At 62.0% G+C, this 23,071-nt stretch carries 28 protein-coding genes, 1 tRNA gene and 1 pseudogene; 20 read left to right on the top strand and 10 right to left on the bottom strand.

The annotated features are described in order from the left end of the window. Nucleotides 1-18: 18 nt before the first annotated feature. From hisH to ACSC1P_RS02770, 3 genes are all read left to right on the top strand, one after another. A complete protein-coding gene (gene hisH, locus ACSC1P_RS02780; RefSeq protein WP_435358604.1) occupies nt 19-639 on the top strand; it encodes an imidazole glycerol phosphate synthase subunit HisH in 621 nt (206 codons plus the stop codon). A gap of 13 nt (nt 640-652) precedes the next feature. After that, nucleotides 653-1,327, top strand: a complete 675-nt coding sequence (locus ACSC1P_RS02775) for a nucleoside/nucleotide kinase family protein (RefSeq protein ID WP_435358603.1) — start codon at nt 653-655, stop codon at nt 1,325-1,327. Nucleotides 1,328-1,557: 230 nt separating this feature from the next. After that, a complete protein-coding gene (locus ACSC1P_RS02770) occupies nt 1,558-3,783 on the top strand; it encodes a PAS domain-containing protein (RefSeq protein ID WP_435358602.1) in 2,226 nt (741 codons plus the stop codon). Between the two features lie 316 nt (nt 3,784-4,099). Here the strand turns inward: ACSC1P_RS02770 and ACSC1P_RS02765 are convergent, their stop codons facing one another. The 5 genes and pseudogenes from ACSC1P_RS02765 to ACSC1P_RS02745 form a co-directional block, all read right to left on the bottom strand. Then, nucleotides 4,100-4,777: an IS6 family transposase gene (locus ACSC1P_RS02765; protein ID WP_435358601.1), complete on the bottom strand. Its 678-nt coding sequence runs from the start codon at nt 4,775-4,777 to the stop codon at nt 4,100-4,102. 104 nt (nt 4,778-4,881) lie between these two features. Continuing rightward, complete coding sequence (locus tag ACSC1P_RS02760) at nt 4,882-5,364, bottom strand: hypothetical protein (RefSeq protein WP_435358600.1); 483 nt, start codon at nt 5,362-5,364, stop codon at nt 4,882-4,884. 147 nt (nt 5,365-5,511) lie between these two features. Then, a pseudogene (locus ACSC1P_RS02755) lies at nt 5,512-5,976 on the bottom strand (IS6 family transposase); the annotation flags it as partial. A gap of 99 nt (nt 5,977-6,075) precedes the next feature. Then, on the bottom strand, nt 6,076-6,381 hold the full coding sequence (locus tag ACSC1P_RS02750; protein ID WP_435358599.1) for a chorismate mutase: 306 nt from the start codon (nt 6,379-6,381) through the stop codon (nt 6,076-6,078). Further along, a complete protein-coding gene (locus ACSC1P_RS02745) occupies nt 6,339-7,214 on the bottom strand; it encodes a shikimate kinase (protein WP_435358598.1) in 876 nt (291 codons plus the stop codon). Before ACSC1P_RS02745 ends, ACSC1P_RS02750 begins: the two co-directional genes overlap by 43 nt. A 339-nt stretch (nt 7,215-7,553) precedes the next feature. On the opposite strand from ACSC1P_RS02745, the gene ACSC1P_RS02740 reads away from it, so the two are divergent. Continuing rightward, nucleotides 7,554-7,940 (top strand): PaaI family thioesterase, encoded by a 387-nt coding sequence (locus tag ACSC1P_RS02740; protein WP_435358597.1) that lies wholly within the window; start codon nt 7,554-7,556, stop codon nt 7,938-7,940. A 30-nt stretch (nt 7,941-7,970) separates the two neighbouring features. Here ACSC1P_RS02740 and ACSC1P_RS02735 read toward each other — a convergent pair whose 3' ends face one another. Continuing rightward, complete coding sequence (locus tag ACSC1P_RS02735) at nt 7,971-8,609, bottom strand: helix-turn-helix domain-containing protein (RefSeq protein WP_435358596.1); 639 nt, start codon at nt 8,607-8,609, stop codon at nt 7,971-7,973. A 91-nt stretch (nt 8,610-8,700) separates the two neighbouring features. On the opposite strand from ACSC1P_RS02735, the gene paaA reads away from it, so the two are divergent. From paaA to ACSC1P_RS02705, 6 genes are all read left to right on the top strand, one after another. After that, nucleotides 8,701-9,645, top strand: a complete 945-nt coding sequence (paaA, locus tag ACSC1P_RS02730) for a 1,2-phenylacetyl-CoA epoxidase subunit PaaA (protein ID WP_435358595.1) — start codon at nt 8,701-8,703, stop codon at nt 9,643-9,645. A 5-nt stretch (nt 9,646-9,650) separates the two neighbouring features. Then, entirely contained in the window at nt 9,651-9,968 is a 318-nt protein-coding gene (gene paaB, locus ACSC1P_RS02725; RefSeq protein WP_435358594.1) for a 1,2-phenylacetyl-CoA epoxidase subunit PaaB, read from the top strand. Beyond that, entirely contained in the window at nt 9,968-10,837 is an 870-nt protein-coding gene (paaC, locus tag ACSC1P_RS02720; protein WP_435358593.1) for a 1,2-phenylacetyl-CoA epoxidase subunit PaaC, read from the top strand. The genes paaB and paaC overlap by 1 nt, the downstream gene beginning before the upstream one ends. A 40-nt stretch (nt 10,838-10,877) precedes the next feature. Beyond that, the gene (paaD, locus tag ACSC1P_RS02715; RefSeq protein WP_435360253.1) at nt 10,878-11,291 is read left to right on the top strand and encodes a 1,2-phenylacetyl-CoA epoxidase subunit PaaD; all 414 of its coding nucleotides are present in this window, start codon (nt 10,878-10,880) and stop codon (nt 11,289-11,291) included. After that, nucleotides 11,288-11,455 (top strand): 1,2-phenylacetyl-CoA epoxidase subunit PaaE, encoded by a 168-nt coding sequence (paaE, locus tag ACSC1P_RS02710; protein WP_435358592.1) that lies wholly within the window; start codon nt 11,288-11,290, stop codon nt 11,453-11,455. The genes paaD and paaE overlap by 4 nt, the downstream gene beginning before the upstream one ends. Nucleotides 11,456-11,773: 318 nt before the next feature. Continuing rightward, nucleotides 11,774-12,175 (top strand): hypothetical protein, encoded by a 402-nt coding sequence (locus ACSC1P_RS02705; protein ID WP_435358591.1) that lies wholly within the window; start codon nt 11,774-11,776, stop codon nt 12,173-12,175. A 15-nt stretch (nt 12,176-12,190) separates the two neighbouring features. Here ACSC1P_RS02705 and ACSC1P_RS02700 read toward each other — a convergent pair whose 3' ends face one another. The 3 genes from ACSC1P_RS02700 to ACSC1P_RS02690 all read right to left on the bottom strand — a co-directional run bounded on the left by ACSC1P_RS02700 (nt 12,191) and on the right by ACSC1P_RS02690 (nt 15,547). Further along, on the bottom strand, nt 12,191-12,352 hold the full coding sequence (locus tag ACSC1P_RS02700; RefSeq protein ID WP_435358590.1) for a DUF7331 family protein: 162 nt from the start codon (nt 12,350-12,352) through the stop codon (nt 12,191-12,193). A 159-nt stretch (nt 12,353-12,511) separates the two neighbouring features. Then, nucleotides 12,512-14,956 carry a polyphosphate kinase 1 gene (gene ppk1, locus ACSC1P_RS02695; protein ID WP_435358589.1) on the bottom strand — a complete coding sequence of 815 codons (2,445 nt, stop codon included), beginning with the start codon at nt 14,954-14,956 and terminating at the stop codon, nt 12,512-12,514. Nucleotides 14,957-15,196: 240 nt separating this feature from the next. After that, nucleotides 15,197-15,547: a hypothetical protein gene (locus ACSC1P_RS02690; RefSeq protein WP_435358588.1), complete on the bottom strand. Its 351-nt coding sequence runs from the start codon at nt 15,545-15,547 to the stop codon at nt 15,197-15,199. 138 nt (nt 15,548-15,685) lie between these two features. Here ACSC1P_RS02690 and ACSC1P_RS02685 point away from each other — a divergent pair, with 138 nt between their 5' ends. From ACSC1P_RS02685 to ACSC1P_RS02665, 5 genes are all read left to right on the top strand, one after another. Then, entirely contained in the window at nt 15,686-16,576 is an 891-nt protein-coding gene (locus ACSC1P_RS02685; RefSeq protein ID WP_435358587.1) for an NOP5/NOP56 family protein, read from the top strand. Next, entirely contained in the window at nt 16,573-17,214 is a 642-nt protein-coding gene (locus tag ACSC1P_RS02680) for a fibrillarin-like rRNA/tRNA 2'-O-methyltransferase (RefSeq protein ID WP_435358586.1), read from the top strand. The genes ACSC1P_RS02685 and ACSC1P_RS02680 overlap by 4 nt, the downstream gene beginning before the upstream one ends. 51 nt (nt 17,215-17,265) lie before the next feature. Then, nucleotides 17,266-18,348, top strand: coding sequence for a glutamate--cysteine ligase (locus ACSC1P_RS02675; protein WP_435358585.1), 1,083 nt, complete (start codon nt 17,266-17,268; stop codon nt 18,346-18,348). Nucleotides 18,349-18,478: 130 nt separating this feature from the next. Then, the gene (locus ACSC1P_RS02670; RefSeq protein ID WP_435358584.1) at nt 18,479-19,075 is read left to right on the top strand and encodes a helix-turn-helix domain-containing protein; all 597 of its coding nucleotides are present in this window, start codon (nt 18,479-18,481) and stop codon (nt 19,073-19,075) included. Between the two features lie 50 nt (nt 19,076-19,125). Then, the gene (locus ACSC1P_RS02665) at nt 19,126-19,614 is read left to right on the top strand and encodes a phosphopantetheine adenylyltransferase (protein WP_435358583.1); all 489 of its coding nucleotides are present in this window, start codon (nt 19,126-19,128) and stop codon (nt 19,612-19,614) included. A 13-nt stretch (nt 19,615-19,627) separates the two neighbouring features. Here ACSC1P_RS02665 and ACSC1P_RS02660 read toward each other — a convergent pair whose 3' ends face one another. Continuing rightward, nucleotides 19,628-19,936 (bottom strand): transcription initiation factor IIB family protein, encoded by a 309-nt coding sequence (locus ACSC1P_RS02660; RefSeq protein ID WP_435358582.1) that lies wholly within the window; start codon nt 19,934-19,936, stop codon nt 19,628-19,630. A gap of 89 nt (nt 19,937-20,025) precedes the next feature. Between ACSC1P_RS02660 and ACSC1P_RS02655 the strand changes: the two genes are divergently transcribed. The 5 genes from ACSC1P_RS02655 (at nt 20,026) to dacZ (ending at nt 23,069) form a co-directional block, all read left to right on the top strand. Then, a tRNA-Leu gene (locus ACSC1P_RS02655) sits at nt 20,026-20,109 on the top strand. Between the two features lie 268 nt (nt 20,110-20,377). After that, nucleotides 20,378-20,686, top strand: a complete 309-nt coding sequence (locus tag ACSC1P_RS02650) for a TFIIB-type zinc ribbon-containing protein (protein WP_435358581.1) — start codon at nt 20,378-20,380, stop codon at nt 20,684-20,686. 3 nt (nt 20,687-20,689) lie between these two features. Continuing rightward, complete coding sequence (locus ACSC1P_RS02645; RefSeq protein ID WP_435358580.1) at nt 20,690-21,499, top strand: GNAT family N-acetyltransferase; 810 nt, start codon at nt 20,690-20,692, stop codon at nt 21,497-21,499. 189 nt (nt 21,500-21,688) lie between these two features. After that, the gene (locus tag ACSC1P_RS02640) at nt 21,689-22,207 is read left to right on the top strand and encodes an archaellin/type IV pilin N-terminal domain-containing protein (RefSeq protein ID WP_435358579.1); all 519 of its coding nucleotides are present in this window, start codon (nt 21,689-21,691) and stop codon (nt 22,205-22,207) included. 49 nt (nt 22,208-22,256) lie between these two features. Further along, nucleotides 22,257-23,069: a diadenylate cyclase DacZ gene (gene dacZ / locus ACSC1P_RS02635; RefSeq protein WP_435358578.1), complete on the top strand. Its 813-nt coding sequence runs from the start codon at nt 22,257-22,259 to the stop codon at nt 23,067-23,069. Nucleotides 23,070-23,071: the final 2 nt, after the last annotated feature.

Raw genomic sequence — 23,071 nt, 5'->3', positions numbered from 1 at the left:
AGCGTCCCCACTTCCGGTGTGCAGGTCACGATCATCGACTACGGCGTCGGCAACCTTCGGAGCCTCCGTCGCGGCCTCGAACGAGCGGGTGCGACGGTGACCGTCTCCGACGACCCCGAAGCGATAGCGTCGGCCCCCGCGCTCGTCCTCCCGGGCGTCGGCGCGTTCGGCGAGTGCGTCCGGAACTCGAAACGGTTCCACGACGTACTCGTAGAGGCGGCCGAGGACACGCCGATACTCGGTATCTGTGTCGGACTGCAACTCCTGTTCACGGAGAGTACCGAGGGGGCACCAGCCGGCGAGACGATTCCCGGACTGGACTGTATCCCGGGCCGCGTCGAACGACTTCCGAGTGACGCGGTCAAAGTGCCCCATATGGGCTGGAACGAACTCATCATCGAGCGCGACCACCCCCTCGTCAGAGACATCGGCGACGGTGACTACGCCTATTTTGTCCACTCGTACGGCTCGGCTACGAGCGACCACACGGTCGCCTCGTGTGACTACGGCTTCGACTTCGCCGCCGTCGCCGCCAACGAAGCGGGCAACGTGATGGGGACCCAGTTCCACCCGGAGAAGAGCGGCGATACCGGTCTCAAGATTCTCGAAAACTTCGTGGAGTACGCCGAGTCGTACTGATGACCGTTCGGCGATGACCATCATCGCGCTCGAAGGCCCGAGTGCGGTCGGGAAGACGACGACCGCGAAACGGCTCTGTGAGGAACTCGATGCCTCCCGCGTCCCGGAAGTGAACGAACTGTTCGACCGGCCGCCGAGCGCGCCGGAAACGTGGTACTTCGAGTGTCAGTGCGACCGCTGGGAACTGGCGCTCGAACGCGAATCCGACTACGAGTTCGTGATTCTCGACGGCGACGTGTTGCAGCCGCTCTGGTACAACTGGATCGCACGTGGACTCGCGGCAGCCGACCCGAGTATCGAGGTGTTCGCGTCGGTCGATGCCGTGTATTCGTTCTTCCGTGAGAAGCTTCGAACGGAAGCGATCGGGTTCCCGGACCGTTATCTCGTTCTGACAGCTGACGAGCGAACGCTCCGACGACGGAAGGGAACCGACGACACACGGACTCGCCGAAACTTCGAGACGCACATCCGGTTCGCCGAACCCCAGCAGCGGTACTTCGAGCAGCTGCGGGAACTCGCTCCACCGCGGGTCCACTTCGTCGACGCGACGAGTGGAGAAGGGACGAGTACGACTGTTCGGGTCGAAGCGTCGCGGTGCGGCGCGAGTAGCAGCCGGTTTCCGTTGAATCACTTCGATACTATGTACGAGTGGCTCTCTGAGACTCGTCCGCTGTCGGTCGACGGCTAGCCCACGCCGAGTGACTACCATCGTCTCGTCCCTCGTTGGGGGATTTGCAGCCAGTGTACGTACACGTACCAGTGAATAGAAATTCGTCCACGTACTAGTTACGGACGACTGACGCGGACGCACCGACCTACCGTGTCGGGCAGTGGTCATACATCCGATAGCACCGAGAGAACATCGAGGCGAGTACCCTCGGGGAAGACTGCCGGTACAACCGTGCACGGGTCACGAAGATGAACGATTACCCTGCAACGAACGACGGCGCTACACTGGTTTCCGACTCCCTGGAGTCGACGCGTGAGCCGGACATCTGTGTCCTCTGCGTCGACGACGACCCCGAAATCGTCGAACTGACGGCTGCGTTATTGAAGCGCGAAAACGACCGTATCGCCACGATAGCGGCCACCAGCGCGAGTGACGGCCTCGACCGACTCCAGACCGAGGCTGTCGACTGTATTGTCAGCGACTATCAGATGTCCAGAGTAGACGGTCTAGCGTTCCTCGACCAGGTTCGTGCCGAATACGGCGACGTACCGTTCATCCTCTTCACGGGAGAGGGGAGCGAGGAGATAGCGAGTGAGGCGATTTCACGAGGTGTGACAGACTACCTCCAGAAGGGGCCCGGTCCGAACCGGTACGCGATTCTCGCGAATCGAGTCGAGAACGTCGTCGAGCAGCACCGTGTCAAACGAACACTCGAACGAGAACGCACGCGGCACGCGGCACTCTTCCAGCACACACCCGACCCGATCGTCGATATCACGTTCGAAGACAGGAAGCTCATCATCCAAGACGTGAACAGTGCCTTCGTAGATATCTTCGGCTTCGACGACGCGGCGGTCGTCGGACAGGACCTCACAGAGCTACTCATCCCGGAATCGGAACGCGACGAGCATCTCGCACTCCGCGAACAGGTGTTCGATGGGATTCCCGTCGAAGCGGAAGTCCGTCGGCAGACCGTCGGCGAGGTGCGTGACTTCAAACTGCGAGTCATCCCGTTCGACGTTACCGACACCACCGGCTACGCCTTCGCGTGGTACACGGACATAACCGAACTGAAAGAACGCGAACGCGAGTTGCGAGAGAGTGAACTGCAGTTCCGGTCGCTCGTCGAAGGTGTCGACGAGTACGCCATCTTCATGCTGGACCCCGACGGGCGAGTCGTTACGTGGAACGCGGGAGCCGAGCGAATCAAGGGGTACTCTGAGGCTGAAGTCCTCGACGAACACTTCTCCGTGTTCTATCCCGACGACGTGCCGCGGGAGTCGCTCGACCAGAAACTCGCACGTGCAGCACGCGAGGGGAGTGTGCAAGACGAGGGGTGGCGCATCCGGAAAGACGGCACGCAGTTCTGGGGGAGCGTCACCATCACCGCCATCTACGACGAAGCCGGCGAACTCACGGGCTTCTCGAAAGTCACCCGTGATTTGACCGACCGCCGCGAGCGTGAGGAAGCGCTCAGGCGTGAGCGGGACCTCGTCGAACGAGTCGTCGAGACCAGCCCCGTCGGCATCGTTATCTTCTCGCCCGAGGGTAACGTCGTCCGGGCGAACCGTCGTGCTGCGGTTCTGCTCGATTTGACGAAAGAAGAGATCGAGTCGCGGACGTATCGGTCAGACGAATGGACCATCCTCGACGAAGAAGGTAACCAGATTCCCAAAGAGGAGTACGTCATCGTCCAGGTCGTCGAGCACGGCGAACCGGTGTACGCCAAACGGGAGACGTACGTCGCCCCGAACGGCCAACATCGAGTCATCTCGGTCAGTGGCGCACCAATCCTCGCGGCAGACGGGTCCGTCGAACGCGTGGTCATCGCGTTCGAGGACATAACCGAACTGAAACGGCACAACGACCGCCTCGAGGAGTTCGCGAGTGTGGTCAGCCACGACCTTCGCAATCCGCTGATGGTCGCCCGGACGTCGCTCGAACTCGCTCGCGAGCGGGACAACCCGGAAGATTTCGACCGCATCGCGTCGGCCTTAGAGCGGATGGATACGCTCATCGACGACCTGCTCACGCTCGCACGAAAGGGCCGGCGCGTCGAGGAGACCCAATCTGTTGCACTCGCGCCGCTCGTCCAGTCGACGTGGGAGAGCATCCCATTCGACGACGCGCACCTCGAGGTGGCGTTCGAGGAGTACTCCCTCGAAGCCGACGAGGCACGGTTACGCCAACTGCTCGAAAACCTCCTCTCGAACGCTGTCGAACACGGCGGCGATGGTGTGACCGTCACGGTTGGCCTACTCGCCGCCGACGCGGGATTCTACGTCGCGGACGACGGCCCGGGAATCACTTGCGACCAGCTGGAGAATGTATTCGAGCACGGCTACTCGACGGGCGATTGTGGGACTGGGTTCGGGCTCTCAATCGTCAAGAGCATCGCCGAGGCACACGGCTGGACGGTCACGGCGTCGGAGAGTGCCGACGGTGGTGCCCGCTTCGACGTGACTGTCGGGTAGCTGTCGGGAGTTCACACTCGGGGGAGCGACTTGCGACCTGATGCGCAAACTGCGAGCGATAGGACCCAAATACGTCCTCGGACTCGGAAGAGCGCGCTATCGCTTGCTTCGTTGCTCGACCTTGTTCAGATGGATTAAATCCATGGTATATTTTATTGAAAATATTGAATATATCGATTTTAAGGGTGTCGATATCAACTGGTACAGACCTCGAAACGCAGTCGCATATAAACAAACGACGATGATGAATAGGATAGGGTTCTCGAGAGATCTCCAGAGAGCCGAATCCTTGACAACAATTACCCGTCGGAACTGTCTAGCTAACCTCTTGAGCTGGCGTTCTTCCACCGAGCGCCTGATGCGGTCGGTGAACGTTGTAGTAATGCACGAACATCGAAATCCATCGTCGGACGCTCAACCGACTGCCCACCCATGAGTTGTGGAACCAGTCGACTCGCATCCTCAGTGTCTGAAACCATTTTTCGATCAGGTTTCGGTCGGTATAGTCAACCCGACTGTTCAACCCTAAGCGAGCAAGGGCAGTCCGATAGCTGAACTGATCGACTAGAAACACAGCGTCTGAGAGATCGTGTTTCTCAGCGAGTCCAAACAGGAACGCAGCCGCCGGATTCGTGCCATGACGCTTGAACAATGTGGCGTCGAGAACCAACTTTGTATCGAGGTCTATTGCAGCGTACATCCAAGGCCATTCGCCATTGATTTTGATAGCAGTCTCGTCGACCGCGACCCGCCTCGGCTTCGCCTTCGGCGGGTTTGAAAGGCTATCAGAAAGTCGATGCACCCACTGGAAAATAGCTTGAAACGACAGTTCTACGCCAAGTAACCGAAGAACGGCTTCTGTTTCTCTGAGTGAAAGTCCTGCTGAGTGGAGCCGGACGGCGAACGCCCTGATGGGCGTTGCCGTCCTCTCTCGCTGCCAACATTCAAGCGTAGCCGTGTCTAAACTCTGTTTGAGCAAGTCTGAGAGTAGCATCAATCACTAACTCTAGGACTTGCTCGTTTCTCAAACTGGCTTATCTAGACAGTGCCGTAGCCCGGATCGGGTACTTTGGGATAGAGGTACGCTTTCTACACCATCTATTCACATGAATATGCGGTATAGATTCCCTCTTCAGGGTTTGGATCTCCCGTAACCCTTAATCCTTTTAGTACTGCCCCACCACAATTTGCAGTTACTACAGAAATTATTCGGTTTTTATTTTGATATACTACTACAACAATAGCAAAATTCGAAGGAAGGTTGGATATATTATCATTGATTCTTTGGCCTCCTTCCACCCTGAAATTGTCATAGCTGCGAGCTGAGCTTGGCAGCTCCACTCGTTTAATTGACACATTTTCATCTTCATTAGGTACTGTTTGGGATATTCCTTCTTTGACTGTTTGGTTCCCAATCCTGCCATCTTCGTAGAATATTTTAACCGGTCCTGGTCGCTGTATTACTGACACTTCGAATGTTTGTTCTATATCTGCTTTATTCTCAATGACTAACTCTACCGGCTGCTCCTGGCTTGACTGACCACCAAAAGAGAAAGTAGTACAACCAGAGACGACAATCATCAGTACGAATGTGGCACGGAACCAAAATTTCTTAATTGACATAGTGATGAGTTTATGTAGGATTATTTAAAAAGCAAAGTCCTAATTTATCAATTATCTATATAGCGTTGTCCACATCATCTGGGAATAAGGGACTATAGGCACTGTCTAGTTAACCTCGTGAGCTGGCGTTCGTCCATCGAGCGACTGATGCGGTCGCTGAACGTTGTAGTAATGCACAAACATCTCAATCCATCGGCGAACGCTCAACCGACTGCCCACCCAGGAGTTGTGGAAACGGTCGACTCGCATCTTCAGGGTCTGAAACCGCTTTTCAATCAGGTTTCGGTCGGTGTAGTCGACCCGACCGATCAATCCTAACCGAGCGAGGGCAGTCCGATAGCCGAACTGATCGACTAGAAACACTGCGTCTGAGAGATCGTGTTTCTCAGCGAGCCTAAACAGGAACGCAGCTGCTGGATTCGTGTCGTGATGCTTGAACAATGTAGCGTCGAGAATCAATTTTGTGTCGAGGTCTATTGCATCATACAGCCAAGACCGTTCTCCATTGATTTTGATAGTTGTTTCGTCGACCGCGACCCGCCTCGGCTTCGCGTTCGGCGGGTTTGGAATGTGGTGTTTTTCATCGACCCCGAATCGAGAGGACAGCGACCGAAAGCATATCTATAGGGATGAACAGGCGTTATACGGTTTCTACCGCCAGATTTCTGCTTACCGCTTGCTTCGCTGCTCCACCTTGTTCAACTCGATGAGCAACCGGAAAATCGCCTTCACGAGGTTCGAGTCGACCTCGAACCGTTCGGCGTTCGCGCCCGCGCGGTCCATCACCGCCTGTTCCTGTTGCTCGTCGGTGGTCGGCAGGTCCCGGTCGGCTTTGACCTGCGCGATGGTGTCGGCGACGTACGTCCGTCTCGCGATGAGTTCGACGATGTCGCGGTCTATCTCCTCGATCTCCTCGCGGAGTTCGTCGAGGGTCATGTCGTCCGGCAGCCGGTCTGTCGTGTCGTCGTGAGCCATGTCGTACCTTCTCTCGTGTTCCAGCGGTCTGCGAGCGATTCGAGTGCGTCTCTCTCGCCGAGTGCGACGAAACTCGGGCCAGTGCCCGAGAGCGAGACGCCCGTCACGTCGGGCAGCGCCTCGACGAGCGGGTCGGTCGGGAAGCCGAGTGCGGCGCAGTAGGCGAAGCCGTTGACGGTCATCGCTTCGCCGTAGCGGCCGTCGAGGGCGAGTTCTTCGACCAGTCGGGCCATCGGCGCGATTCGTTCGCACCGTGCCGTGTCCGCGTCCGCGCTGAAGGCTTGCTGGTTGGGCCACCAGACGAGCGCGTGCGAGTCGAGTTCCTCGTGTGCGAGGAGTTCGTCGCGGTCGTTGTCGGTGACGACGACGCCGCCGAGCATGCTGGCGCTGGCGTCATCGAACGCGCCGGTGACCGTGACGCCGGTGTCGCGGGCGGCCTGGACGCCGACGCGACAGGCATCGAGTGGGTCCGGGTCGACGCTGAGCGCGTCACAGGTGGCGACGACCGTCGCGTTCGCGGCCGCGCTGGACGATTTCAGCCCAGCAGCCATCGGAATCTCGCCCTCGGTCGTGACGTGTGCGCCAATCGCGGCCGTATCGGTCGCGGCCGATTCGTCGCCCCAGCGCTCCACGGCAAGTTCGGCACAGCGCGCGACGAGTCGCGTGTCCGCGTCTGGGTGGCCTGCGACGTCGCCGTCGAACTCGCCCGAGTCGTCGAGGTCGACCGTGGCTGTCGTTTCGAGGTCGATGGCGAAGGCGCTCCCATGGTGTGTCGCAAGGGCGTTGAGTACCGTCCCCGCGGCAGGTGCGGTCGCGCGGCCGTGGCCGTCCATGTTCGAGAGCACTCCGGTCAGGAACTTGGGGGTTGCGGTGGGTGCGATATCGGCCACGTGTCACTGCGGGGTCGGGACTCCACAGCGATGGCTCGTGAGGAGTAGTATCGGAAGGGGGTTGGGGGGAGTATGGGGGTGGCGACAGCGTCTCGCTGCTCGTTCGCCATCTAATGGATGGACGCAAAGGGTAGTAACCGTTGGGTCAAATCTATGAGTGTGCGAGTGGGATTCACTCTAATATATTAGACTAGATGGCGCAGTCGGGCGGTTTCCCGGTTCGTCGGCCACTACCGGAGCGCTGCATGAAGCGTTAAGAGGACTGCCCGAGCAGGCATCACCATGGACGTAGAGGAGTTCTTCGAGACGATGCCCTTCGCCGACCTGCTGGGCGTCGAGGTCACGGAAGTCGACGACGGCCACGCCGAGGGCCACATCGAGATGCGAGAAGAGCTGTCGTGGAACGCCGACCAGTTGATGGCCCACGGCGGCGTGACGTTCACGCTCGCAGACACTGTCGGCGGCGCGGCGCTCGTCTCGGTCGTGGACCAGCCGGTCCCGACCATCGACATGCGTATCGACTACCTCGCGGCGGGGACAGGTGACCTGTACGCCGAGGCCGACGTGGTCCGCTGTGGCGGCGACGTCGGCACCGTGGACGTGGACGTGTACGCGGCCGACGACGACACGCTCATCGCGGACGCGAGAGGCGTGTACAAGACGGGATAACAGCGAATAGCTGCGAATCGACCGTTTCTCTCAGTCGAACACCTGGTCCATCAGTGCCGCCTGTCCCCGGCGCAACCGTTCGAGGAACGCCGACTTGCTGATGCCGAGTTCGTCGGCGACATCGCTCGCGGTCGCGCCACGTGGCACCGAGAAGTAGCCCATCTCGTCGGCGGTCCGCAGTGCGGCCTCCTGTGCCGGGGTGAAACTCCAGCGCTGGGCGACGACTTCCTCGTCCTCGCTCCCGAGCGGATAGATTCGTTCGAGCGTGACCCCTACCGTCTCACCCGCGGCTTCGAGGACGCCTTGGAGGACATCGTGGCCGACGACGGCTCCGGTGTACGTCTCGACACCATCGCGATATCGCAAGCTCTCGGCCATGAACCCGGCATCCGAGAGTGTTTGAACGACACAGGGGTGCTTCGACAGACAACGGTAGTTCACCCGCTCGCCGGTGTCGGCGGCGTGCAGATACCGAATCCCCTCGTTCTCGTCGAGACACTCGGCGAACGCGGGGTCGGCAGGGGCGCTGAATCGGAGGAGTGCGTTGCCGTCGCTCCGTCGCTGTGGCGGGTGGGCGTCGACGACGACGCCGGTCTCACGGGTGGCCTTCGCCAGCGGGCAATCGTCGCCAGTCACCCGAAACTCGACGACGAGGCACTCCTCAATCACACGCGATTGTAGGCCGAGAGATTATATAAACCCCGCGTATGGGCGGGTTAACCGGTTTGTTCCTTCGGCGGTTAGTTGTGGATGAACTTCCATGGACATCGAGGAGGTCAAAGAACGGGCTGGGCCGCGGGCGTTCAGTCCAAAAGACGACATGCCTGAGGAGTACCGCAAAGCAGCCACACGGATGATCCAGTTCCACGCGAACTCGGAGATTATGGGCGCATACCTCGAAAAGCCCTTCATCCGCCAGGCCCCGAGCCTCGACCGCAAGCTCGCCTTCTCGGCGAAGTGTCAGGACGAAATCGGGCACGGCCAGTTGCTCTACCGCGCCGCCGAGAGCCTCGGCATCAAGACGCGTGACGAGATGCTCGACGAACTCGCCGAGGGGAAAGGCAAGTTCCTGAACTGCTTCCACTACCCGATGGAGAGCTACGTCGAGACGCCGATGATCGCGTTCTTCGTCGACGGAGCAGCCATGCGCCGACAGGCGACGCTCAAGTCCACCTCGTGGGAGCCGTACGCTCACGCGATGGACAAGGTGTGTTTCGAGGAGGGCTTCCACGTCAAGCACGGCGAGGCCATCCTTCACGAACTGATGTCCGGGTCGAAGAAGGAACAGGAGATGGTGCAGGAGGCCTTCGAGATGTGGTGGCCCCGCATCATCCAGTTCTTCGGTCCCACCAACGAGAAGTCGACGCACCACGGCTTCGCGAGTGAGGTCGGCCTCAAGCAGATGTCCAACGACGACCTGCGGAACGCGTTCCTCAACGCGTACATCCCGAAGGCGGAGAAGTACGGGTTGACGATTCCCGACGAACCCCGCATCGAAAAGCGCGACGACGGCACCTACAAGGTCGTCGAAGAGGACCTCGACTGGGACGAGTTCTTCACCATCGCGAAGAACGACTACGACGGCAGCCACACCCAGATCAACGGTCGCAAGGCCGCACAGGAGGCCGTCGAGTGGGTCCGTGAATCGATGGACCGTCACGAACAGCGCGCCGCCAGCGCGACGCAGCCACAGGCAGCAGACTGAGACCCATGATTTACGAAGTCTTCCGACAGGAGAAAGAAGGCGGGTACCACACCCACTGCGGCAACGTGCACGCGCCGGACCGCGAGATGGCACTGCTGTTCGCCGAAGTACAGCACGGGCGGCGCAAGCCGACGAACAGCCTCTGGGTCTGCCCCCAGAAGGAGATCGGCGAAGTCGACACCGAGGAGGCCAAATTCGGCGGCACGACCGACAAGTCCTACCGCTGGGCGATGACGTACAACTTCGACGCCTCGTTCGCCGAGGAAGTCGCCGACTCCGAGAAGGAACAGGCCGTCGCCAGTGCCCAGCGAGGTGGTGACTGATGGCCGCTGCCGAACTGTCCGCACCGGCTGACCTCTCCGACGAGGAGCGCGAAGCCGTCCGCCATCAGCTGTTCCGCCTCGCCGACGACGAGTTCGTCATGGCCGAGCGCTACACCGAGTGGCAGGTGCTCGCACCGACGCTGGAGTCGGACATCGCACTGGCCAACATCGCGCAGGACGAGTACGGTCACGCTCGTCTCTGGTACGACCTGCTGCAGGACTGGGGTGCCGAAGAGCCGGAACTCATCTGGGAGCGTCCGCCCGAGGACTGGCGACACTCGAGTCTCTGTGAACTCGCCTACGGCGACGGCGATTGGGCCGACCCGGTGCTTCGCTCGTACCTCTACGACGTGGCCGAGGACATCCGCCTGCGCGCCCTGCAAGATTCCTCGTACCCGCGCATCCGCGACCGCGTCGGGAAGATTCTCGGCGAGGAGGACTACCACAAGAAGCACGCGACGAGTTGGCTCTCGCGACTCTGCGAGGACGACGAGTCCCGTGCCCGCGTTCAGGACAGCCTCGACCGGCTATTCCCGTACGCCCTGACCCTGTTCCTCCCGACCGACGAGGAAATCGACGACCGCATCGTCGACCTCGGTATCCGCTCCGAGCCGCTCGTGACGATGCGTGAGGAGTGGCTGGACGAGGTCGTCCCGTTCCTCGAATCGCTGGGCCTCGTCCTCGACGACGCCGAACTGCCCGAGCAGTACGACGTCCACCACGCCGAGTTCGAACTGCCCGAGGCGAAGGGTCGCGACCAGACGCACACCGACGACTGGTTCGACCTCTACGACGATTTCACCCACACCTACCGCGAGCTGGGTCGGCACGAAGCCGACCGCATCATGAAGGACCCAGACGATGAGTAACACGTACGACCCGGACGACGTTCCAGAGAGCGTCGACCCCATGGACGACGACTGCGTCGAGCCGACGGCCTGTGCGTACACGGAGTACGTCGAAGGCGAAGCATACGACGAGGTGCCCGCGACCGGCGACGGGAGCGAGGGCCTCGAACGCACCGTCTGGGACGTACTCTACTCGATAGAGGACCCCGAGATGCCCATCACCATCGTCGACCTCGGCCTCATCTACGCGGTCGAGGCTGACGACGAGACAGGTGACGTGACTATCGACATGACGCTCACGTATTCGGGCTGTCCCGCCCGGACGATGCTCATGGACGAAATTCGTGACTCCGTGGCGGCCGCCGATGGCGTCGAGTCGGTCGACCTGCGCCTCGTCTGGTCGCCCGAGTGGAACCTGGAACTGGTGACCGAACAGGGCAAAGACGACCTGCGGGAGTTCGGCTTGAGCATATGAGACGACCAGACCCATCCGTGACGACCGGTGGCGAGACCGAAGGCGCGGAGTGTCCGTACTGTGGCTCGGACGAGACGGTGCGCGAACACCCGAAGGGGCCATCGCTCTGTCGCTCGATGCACTTCTGCAACGCCTGCGAACAGCCGTTCGAGAAGTTCGAGTGAGCCGGTCGAACTGATTTTCCAGCCGGGGTCGTGAGGTGAGAGTGCTCGTCGGCGTCGCTGGCGACGTACTGTACGCTGCAGGCAGGGGCACTCTCAGCGTACGAACTGCAGGGACGCGGTCCACTCACGGCCATCTTCGACATCGACGAACTCCTCTCGTGGCTCTCGTGGGTCGCCGGCGCGACGACGACAGGGGCGGACATCGCGGTCCGGTTCGTCGGCGACGCCGAGCGACGTACGGTCAGCGCACTGGAACTGACCAGCGGGTCCGCAAGTGCGCGACTGCCGTGTTCACGTGACCGGGAAATTTTGGAGAACGTGACGCTCGAACTCCCCGACCGGTTCACCGACGAGGAGCGCTTCGTCCTCGAAAACGGGTCGATCGCACCGACGGTCGTCGAAACGACGGCGGACCAACTCGCACGAATCACGACCGCCGTCGACTCGATGTCGAGGACGAATCGGTATCCGGTCACGGTGCAGGATGGTGCGTTCTGTCTCGACCTCGACGACGGTCGCGGGACGTGGGTCTCGGACAGGCTCTCGGGGACAGTGAACGGACCGGACGTGCGAAACGAGTACGGTGAAGCGTTCGCTCGACTCGTCGCTGCCGTGCGGGGACCGGTCGTGGTCCAGACGGGACAGGGCCAACCGCTCGTGGTCGTTCAGGAGCGTGAACACTTCACGCTGCGCTATCTCGTCGTTCCTCGGGATTGGTAAGGGAGGCTGACCGACTCAGCTGGGTCGCGCGAATTCGAGTGTGTAGTCCGACCGAATCCACGCGTTCTCGTTCTCCGAATCGTAGATCTCGATTCGGCCATCGTCGGTGTCGCGCGCTCTGTATTGCTCGGGGATGCTGGGCGGGTCTGGGTCGGCGTCGTCGTTCGTGCTGTTCATTGGTGGTCTGGGGTGTGTCCCGTCTGTGCTACATGTAAACCATTACCGCGATACCATAACAATTGTGGTCCTACACACTTCACTGTCAGACTGATTGTCACGATACCGAGAAGGTACCAGAAAGTGTGAAAGTCGCCCAGAAAATCGTCGTACTGCGGTTTATTCGTACTCTTCTCGAAGTCGCTGTGCCGCACCGTCTTGCGTCTTGAAGTACCGGCGCTCGCCGTCGGTCGTCTCGACCACCCACCCGTACTGGTGGCTCTCGGGGACGTACCAGTGGTCGGCGTGTGCCTCGAACACTGCGGGGAGCGATTCGCCGCCATCAGCGTCGGCGGTCTGCTCCTCGTCGTCGACCGGTTTTTCGGCTGCAGCCGTCTCGGCCGCCTCGCCATTCGGGTCCTGATACGGCTCGTCTACGGGTTCGACCAGCATGTCGCTTCGCGAGGGCTGGTCGGCGATTGCGATGCCGCGCTCGGCCTCGCGCGACAGTGCGGCCCGCGTCACTGCCATCAGCACCTCCTGGGTGTCCAGCACCTGTTCGTCGTCGCCCGGCCGCACCTGCTCGTACGCACCGTCGCTCTGCATGACCCAGCGACGACGGTTGTCGGCGAGTTGTGTCTCCAGGATGAACCGGAGCTGTTCACGGATGGCGACGTCCTCAACCGGTGTGACCGCTTCGACGCGGTAGTCGAGGTTGCGCGTCATCCAGTCGGCAGACCCGATGTACCACTCGGGGTCGCCGCCGTTTCGGAAGTAGAAGATGCGCGAGTGTTCGAGGAACCGGCCCACGACAGAGTGGACGGTGACGTTCTCGCTGATACCGTCGAGGCCGGGGCGGAGACGACAGATGTCCCGCACGACGAGGTCGATGTCGACGCCAGCCATCGATGCCTTGTACAATTCCTCGACGATTTTCGGGTCTTCCAGTCCGTTTATCTTCACGATGATTTTGGCCGGGTGGCCAGCGCGGGCGTGGCGCGCTTCGCGGCGGATGCACTCTGTGAACCGCTTGCGGAGGTTGACCGGTGCGATGAGCAGCTTTCTGAACTTCTCGTCGAGCGTCGGCCCGGTGAAGAAGTTGAACACCTTCGTCAGGTCCTGTCCGGTGTCGCGGTCGGTCGTCAGGATGCCGAGGTCTGAGTACCCCTTCGCCGTCTCGGAGTGATAGTTCCCGGTGCCGATGTGCGAGTACAGCTTCACGCCGTCGTCTTCGCGCCGAACGACGAGTGCGGTCTTCGTGTGGGTCTTCAGCCCGACCGTCCCGTAGGCGACGTGGATACCCTCTTCTTCGAGTTTTCTGACCCATTCGAGGTTGTTCTGCTCGTCGAAGCGCGCCTTCAACTCGACCATCACCGCGACTTGCTTCCCGTTCTCGGCCGCGTCGATGAGACTCTGGATGACCTTCGAGTCGCTGGCGGTCCGGTAGATGGCCGCCTTCACCGCGAGCACGTTCGGGTCGTGCGCAGCCGCGTCGAGGAAGCGCTGAACCGTCCCCTCGAACGAGTGGTACGGGTGGTGGACGAGCAGGTCGTCCTTCTGAATCTCGTCGAAGATGTCGTCGTCTTCCTCGTCGCGTCGACCCAGCGGGTCGGACGTCTGCTGCAGTCGCGGGTGGGGCTGTGGCGTCCACTCCGGGAGTTTGAGGTCCGGCCGGTCGAGTTCGACGAGATCGAAAAAGTCCCGGAAGTCGATAGGGCCGCCCCGGCGGAACACTTCCCGGTGGGAGAGGTGGAGTTGCTCTTTGAGGATTTCGAGCGAGTGGGTCGGCATGTCCTCGGCGACTTCCAGCCGGACGACGGTGGCGAACCGGCGCTGTTCGATGACCTCCTCGATCATGTCGATGAGGTCCTCTGCGACCTCTTCGTTCCGTCTGACCTCGGCGTTACGCGTCACCCGGAACTTCGACACGTCGAGGATGTCGATGTTCGGCAACAGCAGGTCGATGTTCGACTCGATGAGGTCTTCGACGAGGACGTAGCCTTCGGACTCGTCGGGAACCTCGACCAGTCGTGGCTGGTTCTGCGGTATCTTGATTCGGGTGAAGGTGATGCCGTCGTCGACCTGCGACTCCGAGAGGACCGCCAGCGAGAGCGAGAGATTGGAGATGAACGGGAACGGGTGCGCGGGGTCGAACGCCAGTGGTGTGAGCGTCGGTTGAATCGACTCTTCGAAGTACGAACGGAGGTCGGCTTGCTTCTCTGCCGGCAGGTCGTCGAAGTCGTAGACGGTGATGCCGGCGTCGGCCAGTGCCGGGCGTAGTTCGTCCTCCCAGCAGTCTGTCTGCTCCTCGAACAATGGCCGTGCAGTGTCCATGACCTCTTCCCACTGCTCTTCGGGCGTCCGCCCGTCGGGCGTCTGCTCCGTGACGCCGGCGTCCATCTGCTGTTTCAGCCCACCGACGCGTTTCATGAAGAACTCGTCCGTGTTCTTCGTGAAGTACGCGAGGTACCGAAGGCGGTCGAGCGGCGGGTTGCGGTCGTCGAGGCCTTCGTAGAGGACGCGCTTTTGGAACGCGAGTTCGGAGAGTTCTCGGTTGAGGTAGTACTCGCTGTCGGTCAGGTCGACGGCGGTGTCTGTCTCTCCCGGGGGCTGGTGGTTACTCATCGTCGTGACCACCTGTGATCTCCCGTCTCCACGTTCGAGCGTGTGCCACACTGGCAATCATCAGTTGTGAAGACGTCGATGGAACCCATGAAACTGTTGGACGGCGCGCCTGTTGCTGGGAATTCTCGGACGTATATCCACGTACGACTACGTTTCTCATATGTACTTCAGAAACATCGAACTTCGTTTCTACAGGTGACTCCGTACAGAACGTGATGTGAATCCCGCGTCGCGTCGTCGTCACTGCGAGATGGGACCGCCGTCGCCAGCAGCGTCCCGATAGTGGTCGTGACACTCGCGGAAGAACCGTGCCACTGCGAGGATGTCGTCGCGCGACTCCACGTCCGGATACTCCTCGGCGACCGTCGGTGTCCACTCACCGCGTCGGCGTTTCGCGTCGACCTTGGCCTCGATACGGTTTCGGATGCGATAGCAGTCGGCGGCGGAGAGGTCGTCGCCGAGCGGGATGCCGGTGACCGTCTCGACGAAGTCACCGTACCGCTCCGGGTCGAGTTGCCAGCCCGCGTCGGTTACCTCGATTGCATTGGTTTGTGGACGTTCGTGCGACGATGGCGAAGATATTCGAATCATTCTCTGGAATACTTTCTATGCTAGGCTCTGGCTAGCACCGTATTGAGTCTTTTGTACAGGTACGTTGGGTTTCGTTACGGCTTCCCACACACTCCCGTATCGGGATGCATTTACAGACCGGGCGAATACGACTGCGACATGAGTGAGGACGCCACCGGGTCCGGCTGGTTCGCCGGACTCGACCGCGACGACCCAGACGCTGCCAGCGCGGCCATCCGGTCGGGTTCGGCCGCGGCCCCCGACGACTGGCCGGCACTGGCCGTCGAATCGGGCTTCGCCGCGGACGACGACGACTACTACGCGCTCCTCCACGAGGCGACCATCGCGGCGACGCGTGCCGCCGCGACCGAGCGCGAACGTGCGGGCGACCAGCAACTCGTCCACGCGGTCCGGGCGATGGACGACTGTTCTCGCACCGCGAACGAACTCGCGGAACGACTCACCGAGTGGGCTGGCGCGCTGTACGACGAGAGCGAATCCGGTGTCGGCTACGCCCGTGAACTAGCCGACCGTGAGCCGACCGGCCCGGACGAGACGCGCGTCGTCTCGCTCGCGTCACAAGTCGTCTCACTGGCCGACGAAGCGGACGACCTGCGTGGGTACGTCGAAGCACGCGCGCCCGACGTGGCCCCGAACCTCGCCGCGATGGCCGGGCCGGTGCTGGCCGCGCGGCTCATCTCGCTCGCTGGCGGCCTCGAATCCCTCGCGAAGAAACCGAGCGGGACTGTGCAAGTTCTGGGCGCGGAGGACGCGCTGTTCGCCCACCTTCGCGGTCACGCAACCTCGCCCAAACACGGCGTCATCTACATGCACGACGCAGTTCGTGGGACGCGACCCGAAGACCGCGGGTCGGCTGCGCGCGCCGTCGCCGGGAAGTTGACTCTCGCGGCCCGGGTCGACCACTACTCCGGCGACCGGAAGCCCGAACTCGACGAGGAACTGAACGAGCGTATCGAGACGATTCAGGCACGCGCCGAGAATGACGCGAGCGACGACGACGCCGCGACAGACGGAGGTGTCGACCGATGAGTCCGAGTCTCCAACTTCCCGATGGCGTCGAAGAGCGCACCATCGCCGGCGACGAGCGACTGGCCACGCAGGGCACGCCCGTCTACGGCGAGCCGACCGACGACGGCTGGCGCGCGTGGGACCCCGGCCGGTCGAAACTCGGCGCGATGTTCGCCCGTGGGATGGATACCGGCCTCACCGGCGGCGACACCGTCCTCTACCTCGGCGCGGCGAGCGGGACGACCGTGAGCCACGTCTCCGACTTCGCTGGACCGACCTACGCCGTCGAGTTCGCGGCACGCCCGGTGCGCGACCTCTGTTCGGTCGCCGAGGACCGCCGGAACCTGTTCCCACTGCTCAAGGACGCCCGCAAGCCAGACACCTACGCACACGTCGTCGAGAGTGAAGTCGACGCCATCGTCCAAGACGTGGCGACTCGCGGGCAGGGCGACGTCTCGTGTCGCAATCGACAGTTCCTCGCGGACGACGGCCGACTCGTGACGGTCATCAAGGCCCGAAGCGAGGACGTGACCGGCGACCCCGAGGACGTGTTTTCGGCCGTCTTGGCCGACATCGAGCAGGAATACGAGATTCTCGAAACCGAGCGGTTAGACCCGCTCCACGAGGACCACCTCGGCGTCGTGGCGAAGCCGCGGTAGCACCACCCGACTCCAAACGTCTTTTTATGAGTGGCCCCGAAGCCAGCCAGTATGGAGCGAGGGTCGGCCGACGCGTTCACCGACGAGGGAACGCTCGGTATCGAAGAGGAATTCTTCGTCGTCGACCGGTCGGGTCGCCCCATCTCGGGGAGTGACGAGCTCGTATACGAAGGCGACCCGCCGGATATTCTGGAGGGGCGACTCGACCACGAACTGTTCAAGACCGTCGTCGAGACGCAGACCCCGAAGTCGAAAGACCTCGTGTCGGTCCGCGACAATCTCTACGCCGTTCGTGAGGCACTGGTCGAGTTCGCCGCCGAGTACGACTATCAGATCGCCGCCGCCGGACTCCACCCGGCCGCGAAGTGGCGCGAACTCGAACACGCCGAGAAGGAACGCTATCGCGCGCAACTCGACCGCATCCAGTACCCACAACACCGCAACACGACCGCGGGACTACACGTCCACGTCGGCGTGGACGACGCCGACAAGGCGGTCTGGGTGGCCAACGAATTGCGCTGGTACCTGCCCGTGATGCTCGCGCTGTCCGCGAACTCGCCGTACTGGAACGGCTTCGACACTGGACTCGCGTCGGCGCGCGCGAAGATTTTCGAGAACTTGCCGAACACCGGGATGCCGACGCGGTTCGAGGACTTCGAGTCCTACCAGCGATTCGAGAACCTGATGATAGACACCGACTCTATCAACGACCGCGGCGCGCTCTGGTACGAGGTCCGCCCGCACTCGGCGCACGGGACGGTCGAAGTCCGGACGCCGGACGCGCAGGCCGACCCCGAAGTCGTCATGGCGTTCGCCGAGTACACCGCCGCGCTCGTCGAGGACTTTTCGGCCCGATACGAGGACGGCGAAACGGCCGGCGACGACTTCGGACTCCGGCGCGAGGTCCTCGACGAGAACAAGTGGCGCGCACTTCGCCACGGCCACGACGCGTCGTTCGTGACCAGAGCGGGCGACGGGACCATCTCGCTCGGGGAAGTCGTCGACCGCGAGTGCGACCGCCTCGGAATCTCGGGAATCAGTGACGTTTTCGACGGCGAGAGCGGGGCGGACCGACAGCGCCGACTCCTCGACGAGGGTGGACTCGACGCGGTGTGCGATTCGCTCGTCCTCTGATACGAACTGCTGTCACTGTGTCTCGTTCCGGCCGTTCGCATGAGTGCGGTCGCTACCGAAACGACTGACAGCAGTCCGTACGAGCAATGGGTTTTTACTCCTCGGTGGCTTGTGTCCCACCGAAGAGGACATGTCTGCGGACGATGCAACTGATTCCGACGACCACGTGACAGACGACGAGCAGACCGAGCCGACGCACTCGACTGGTGACCGGGCCGTCGAGAGCTTCGACCAGGGCCTCGTCGACCTCCTGTCGTGGATTCTCGACACCGAGACGCGTGCGAAAATCTACGTCTCACTGCAGCGCCATCCGGGCAGTACGAGCGAGGAAATCGCCAAGGCGACCGGCCTCTACCCGAGCACGGTCCGTGAGGCACTCGCCGAACTCCACGACGAGGAGACCGTCCACCGCCAGAAGCGCGAGAGCGCGGGTGCGGGCAACAACCCCTACGAGTACACTGCCATCCCGCCGAGCGAACTCGTCGGGAGCATCGTCGGACAGGTGCAAGAAGAACTCAACACGGTGTTCAACCTCGACAAACTCTTAGAGCGAGAGGGCGACTTCGACGAGAACCGGTCGGAACCGGTCACCATCACCGTCGAAGAGGTCGACGACGGGGACGATACGCCGTCTGAAACCGACGTGAACGACGGTACGTCGGACACCGACACGGACGACGACGAGCCGACCGACGACGGAGTGGACTCCCCCTCGACGCGTGACTGAGGACCGGGTGTTTCGACTCTTTTATGGCACGGGCAGGCGATGAACTGGTTATGAAGGTTGCGCTGGGCGGGACGTTCGACCCCGTGCACGACGGACATCGTGCGCTGTTCGAACGGGCGTTCGAACTCGGCGACGTGACAGTCGGCCTGACGAGCGACGAACTCGCCCCGAAGACGCGAAACGTTGACCGATACGTCCGCTCGTTCGCCGAGCGACGGCGTGACCTCGCGGCCGAACTCGACGCCCTCGCCGAGGAGTACGACCGCGAGTATGAGATTCACGAACTCGTCGAACCGACTGGCATCGCGACCGAACCGCGTTTCGACTACCTCGTCGTCTCACCCGAGACCGTCGAGGGCGCAAAGCGCATCAACGAGATTCGTGTCGAAAACGGTGCGAATCCGCTCGAAATCGAGGTCGTCGACCACGTCCTCGCGGAGGACGACGACATCATCTCCAGTACCAGAATCGTCAACGGCGAAATCGACGAACACGGACGCCTCACACCCGAGCGCAAGGGACGCGAAGCGAAACGCTAGTTCTCTCTGGTCCTTACCACGACGGCGGCTCTAACCCCGCCGATTCGAGGACGTCTTTCCACCGCTGTTGAATCGACAGTCGCGACACACCGACTGCATCGGCGACGGCAGTCTGCGTCTGGCCCTCGTCGGCGATGAGCGCGCCGGCGTAGAGGCTCGCCGCGAGCTGGGGCTTCTTCGAGCGGTCCTCTTCGGGAACCGACGTGAGAAATAGGTCGACTGCGTACGACCGCGCGTCCGGCCCGAGGTCGAGTCTGTCCGCCGCCGTCTCCAACTCCGTCAGCCACTCCTCGTTCTCGACCTGGTCCCGGGCGCTGTACACGGTCGACCTTGCGCCCTCTCGCTGATAAACTGCGTGGCTCCGGTGGAACCCGACAGGTTCTTACTCGTCTCGGGAGAAGTCGGAGTCGCGCGTGGGTAGCCAAGCCAGGAAACGGCGCAGCGCTTAGGACGCTGTCCTATAGAGGTCCGCCGGTTCAAATCCGGTCCCACGCATATTCTGTCCGAACGAAGTGAGGACGAATAGCGGATGGTCCGGATTTGAACCAGACCGAGGTTCTGCGCGGAGCGCAGGTTCTCGGGCGAGGTTCAAATCCGGTCCCACGTCTTGTTGCTGCAACCAACTCTACAGCGGCGCGGTTCGGTCGACGCGTCGGCATCGAGCCCGCCGCAGTCGATGTACCATCCCGTCTCCGCCCCCGACACACCGAACCTGCCCTCGCAAGGCATGTGTGCTTGCCTCCGTGGGCCAAAGGTCCAGTCGATGAGCGACGATACGACCACGATAGAGACTGGAGAGGCAGTCTACGACGAGAGCGGTTCCGAACTCGGCGTCGTCGCAGCGGTGAGGGCGAGCGAGGTCACGGTCTCGCTCGACGACGGCGTCGCGGTCGACGAGAACGGAAAACGAGCGGTCGAGACCGAAGCGAGCGACCCGGGCCAAGAGTTCGGTGAGGGCTACGTCGTCTGGCGCTGCGAAGAGTGCGGAACCGTCGGCGAACTCGACGACGGGCTTCCGGACGAGTGTCCGAGTTGCGGGTCGGACGAAGTCACCAAGCAGCGGGAGGACTGACCGATGGATTCAGAACCAGCAGTCCGGCTGGCCGACGGGTCCGAGAGCGAGCGAATTCAGGAAATCGCCGAGTCCTCGATGACCGCGTCGTACGCGATGAGCCCCGACGACATCGACGCGCTCGTCGAAGCCGAGTTCGCCGCGGAGAAGATTCGCGAGCAGATTGCGGGAGCTGAGCGCGAACTGTTCGTGGCCGAGGTCGACGACGTGGTCGCGGGGTTCGTCGAACTCACTGCGGGGGCGGAAGTCCGATGGCTCCACGTCGACCCCGAGCGGCGAGGAAGAGGAGTCGGGACGGCACTGTTCGAGCGGGCGCGTTCGGAACTCGACGAGAGGGGAAGTGGTCTCCGGGCGGTCACGCTGGCTTCGAGTACGTCCGCTGGGACGTTCTTCGAGCGGTTCGCACTGGCACAGGTGGCGGAGCGCCAGACCGAGATAGCCGGCCGAACGCTGGTCGAGTACGTCTACACCGACGAAGCCGAGGCGGCCGAGGCCGGCGAGTCGACCGACGAGATAGACCGTGGCTCTACCGACGAGATGGACCGGGAGTCGGCCGAAGCGGTCGACACCGACCTGCCGGACGAAGTCGACGGGGAGGACGGGACGGAGTACCTCGGCGACGACCCGCTTGCCGGGTCCGAGGGCTACTTCCTCCAGACGTACGGAGACGCGGCCCGGACCGACGAACACGGCTACTACTGCGCGAACTGCGGCGTCACCGACGTCTCGATGGACAGCATGGACCGCATCCAGTGTACCAACTGCGGCAACACGCACAAACCCGGCAAGGAGTACGACGCGTCCTACCTCTGAGGCGACCACCGTGACGACGACGAACCGTCGTCGTTCACTCTCGATGGCTGTCGCTCGCCTCGATATTTCTGTGAAATATTATTTAAATTCGCAATCTAGTTTCGATTGTCACGTATTTTTCTGTGCGAACGATGTAAAATCCTCTGGACGGCCAGCAGACACAAATAGGCGAATGTCATGGTTCCGGTCATGAAGAAGGAACGGGGTGTGTCGTCGGTGGTGAGCACGGTGCTCCTCATCGCGGTGGTGTTGCTGATTGCGGTTACGACGAGTGTCTATGCGTTGCAGTTTACGGACGAACAGCGCAAACCGTCACCGCAGATGCACGCGACGCTGGAGCCGGTGTCGGCGAGCGACGACGTGCTGGCGGTCACGACGAACGGTGGCGAAACGCTGGAGATGGCGAACTTAGAGGTCGTCATCCGGAGCGAGGGTGCGGGCGGGCAGGTCAGACTCGTATCGTTGCCGTCGACGACTGGTGGACTCGACGCAGCGAATCTGGAAGGCAATGCGAGCATGGTCGCGAACGCGACGACGATGGGTGAACTCGTCTCGGGTGGAGATGCTGACGGCGAACTGGAGGCGGCCGAGCGACTGGCCGTGGAGTTACCGGGGTTAGACGCCGGTGAGCGTGTTGAAATTCTCATCGTGCACGTCCCGACCAACAGTGTCATCTGGCAGGATGGCGCAAACGCGACGGCGACGTAGGCTGCCGACCCCACAAACCTTTTTCACCCCCGGTGAGTCGTACAGCGCAATGGCGAATCTGGGCGAGCTGTTCGGCGAAATACTCGCAGACGTCGACGCTATCATTCTGTTCTCCCCGAGTGGCTCGTACCACGAGCGCTTCGCCTCCATGGAGGAGCCGGACGTCGTGGTCATCGGGACGGAGAACACGGTGGGGGCCGCGAAGTTCGTCGAACTCCCGTTAGAGTTCGAGAACGTCGCAGAGCGGGTGCGCTTCGGGCTGGAGGGCGCACTCGACGCGGGACTCATCGACGATGGTGACGTGTTGCTCTGTGCGACGAGCGTCTTCGACAGTGGAATCGACACGGTGTCGCGCGTGCGCGCCGACGCCTCGAAACAGTCCGGCGTGTACGACCTGTTCTCGAACTCGCGGGCGGAACCGGCCGTCATCAAGAACGTGCTGGAACTCGCGGTCGAACTGGGCAAGAAGGGACAGAAGGGCAAGCCGGTGGGCGCGCTCTTCGTCGTCGGCGACGCCGGGAAAGTGATGAACAAGTCTCGGCCGCTCTCGTACAACCCGTTCGAGAAGAGCCACGTCCACGTGGGTGACCCCATCGTGAACGTGATGCTCAAAGAGTTCTCGCGACTCGACGGCGCGTTCGTCATCTCCGATTCGGGGAAAATCGTCAGTGCGTACCGCTACCTCGAACCCTCGGCCGAGGGCGTCGACATCCCGAAAGGTCTCGGCGCACGCCACATGGCGGCCGGGGCGGTCACGCGGGACACGAACGCGACGGCAATCGTGCTGTCCGAGTCCGACGGCCTGGTTCGGGCGTTCAAGAGCGGCGAACTGCTGCTGGAAATCGACCCGGAGGACTACTGACA

Source organism: Haloarchaeobius caseinilyticus (genome assembly GCF_051207395.1).
Taxonomy (GTDB): Archaea; Halobacteriota; Halobacteria; order Halobacteriales; family Natrialbaceae; genus Haloarchaeobius.
Note: the sequence above shows the minus strand (reverse complement) of the source record. Positions and strands in the feature narration are given on the sequence as shown.

Coding starts and splice junctions, on each gene's coding strand:
- ACSC1P_RS02640 (WP_435358579.1), top strand. CDS start 21,689: ATGAAGAAGGAACGGGGTGTGTCGTCGGTGGTGAGCACGGTGCTCCTC.
- paaA (WP_435358595.1), top strand. CDS start 8,701: ATGGACATCGAGGAGGTCAAAGAACGGGCTGGGCCGCGGGCGTTCAGT.
- ACSC1P_RS02675 (WP_435358585.1), top strand. CDS start 17,266: ATGGAGCGAGGGTCGGCCGACGCGTTCACCGACGAGGGAACGCTCGGT.
- ACSC1P_RS02685 (WP_435358587.1), top strand. CDS start 15,686: ATGAGTGAGGACGCCACCGGGTCCGGCTGGTTCGCCGGACTCGACCGC.
- ACSC1P_RS02645 (WP_435358580.1), top strand. CDS start 20,690: ATGGATTCAGAACCAGCAGTCCGGCTGGCCGACGGGTCCGAGAGCGAG.
- paaD (WP_435360253.1), top strand. CDS start 10,878: ATGGACGACGACTGCGTCGAGCCGACGGCCTGTGCGTACACGGAGTAC.
- ACSC1P_RS02665 (WP_435358583.1), top strand. CDS start 19,126: ATGAAGGTTGCGCTGGGCGGGACGTTCGACCCCGTGCACGACGGACAT.
- paaE (WP_435358592.1), top strand. CDS start 11,288: ATGAGACGACCAGACCCATCCGTGACGACCGGTGGCGAGACCGAAGGC.
- ACSC1P_RS02670 (WP_435358584.1), top strand. CDS start 18,479: ATGTCTGCGGACGATGCAACTGATTCCGACGACCACGTGACAGACGAC.
- ACSC1P_RS02765 (WP_435358601.1), bottom strand. CDS start 4,777: ATGCTACTCTCAGACTTGCTCAAACAGAGTTTAGACACGGCTACGCTT.
- ACSC1P_RS02680 (WP_435358586.1), top strand. CDS start 16,573: ATGAGTCCGAGTCTCCAACTTCCCGATGGCGTCGAAGAGCGCACCATC.
- ACSC1P_RS02700 (WP_435358590.1), bottom strand. CDS start 12,352: ATGAACAGCACGAACGACGACGCCGACCCAGACCCGCCCAGCATCCCC.
- ACSC1P_RS02740 (WP_435358597.1), top strand. CDS start 7,554: ATGGACGTAGAGGAGTTCTTCGAGACGATGCCCTTCGCCGACCTGCTG.
- paaB (WP_435358594.1), top strand. CDS start 9,651: ATGATTTACGAAGTCTTCCGACAGGAGAAAGAAGGCGGGTACCACACC.
- ACSC1P_RS02775 (WP_435358603.1), top strand. CDS start 653: ATGACCATCATCGCGCTCGAAGGCCCGAGTGCGGTCGGGAAGACGACG.
- ACSC1P_RS02650 (WP_435358581.1), top strand. CDS start 20,378: ATGAGCGACGATACGACCACGATAGAGACTGGAGAGGCAGTCTACGAC.
- ppk1 (WP_435358589.1), bottom strand. CDS start 14,956: ATGAGTAACCACCAGCCCCCGGGAGAGACAGACACCGCCGTCGACCTG.
- ACSC1P_RS02770 (WP_435358602.1), top strand. CDS start 1,558: ATGAACGATTACCCTGCAACGAACGACGGCGCTACACTGGTTTCCGAC.
- paaC (WP_435358593.1), top strand. CDS start 9,968: ATGGCCGCTGCCGAACTGTCCGCACCGGCTGACCTCTCCGACGAGGAG.
- dacZ (WP_435358578.1), top strand. CDS start 22,257: ATGGCGAATCTGGGCGAGCTGTTCGGCGAAATACTCGCAGACGTCGAC.
- ACSC1P_RS02690 (WP_435358588.1), bottom strand. CDS start 15,547: ATGATTCGAATATCTTCGCCATCGTCGCACGAACGTCCACAAACCAAT.
- ACSC1P_RS02760 (WP_435358600.1), bottom strand. CDS start 5,364: ATGATTGTCGTCTCTGGTTGTACTACTTTCTCTTTTGGTGGTCAGTCA.
- ACSC1P_RS02745 (WP_435358598.1), bottom strand. CDS start 7,214: ATGGACGGCCACGGCCGCGCGACCGCACCTGCCGCGGGGACGGTACTC.
- ACSC1P_RS02750 (WP_435358599.1), bottom strand. CDS start 6,381: ATGGCTCACGACGACACGACAGACCGGCTGCCGGACGACATGACCCTC.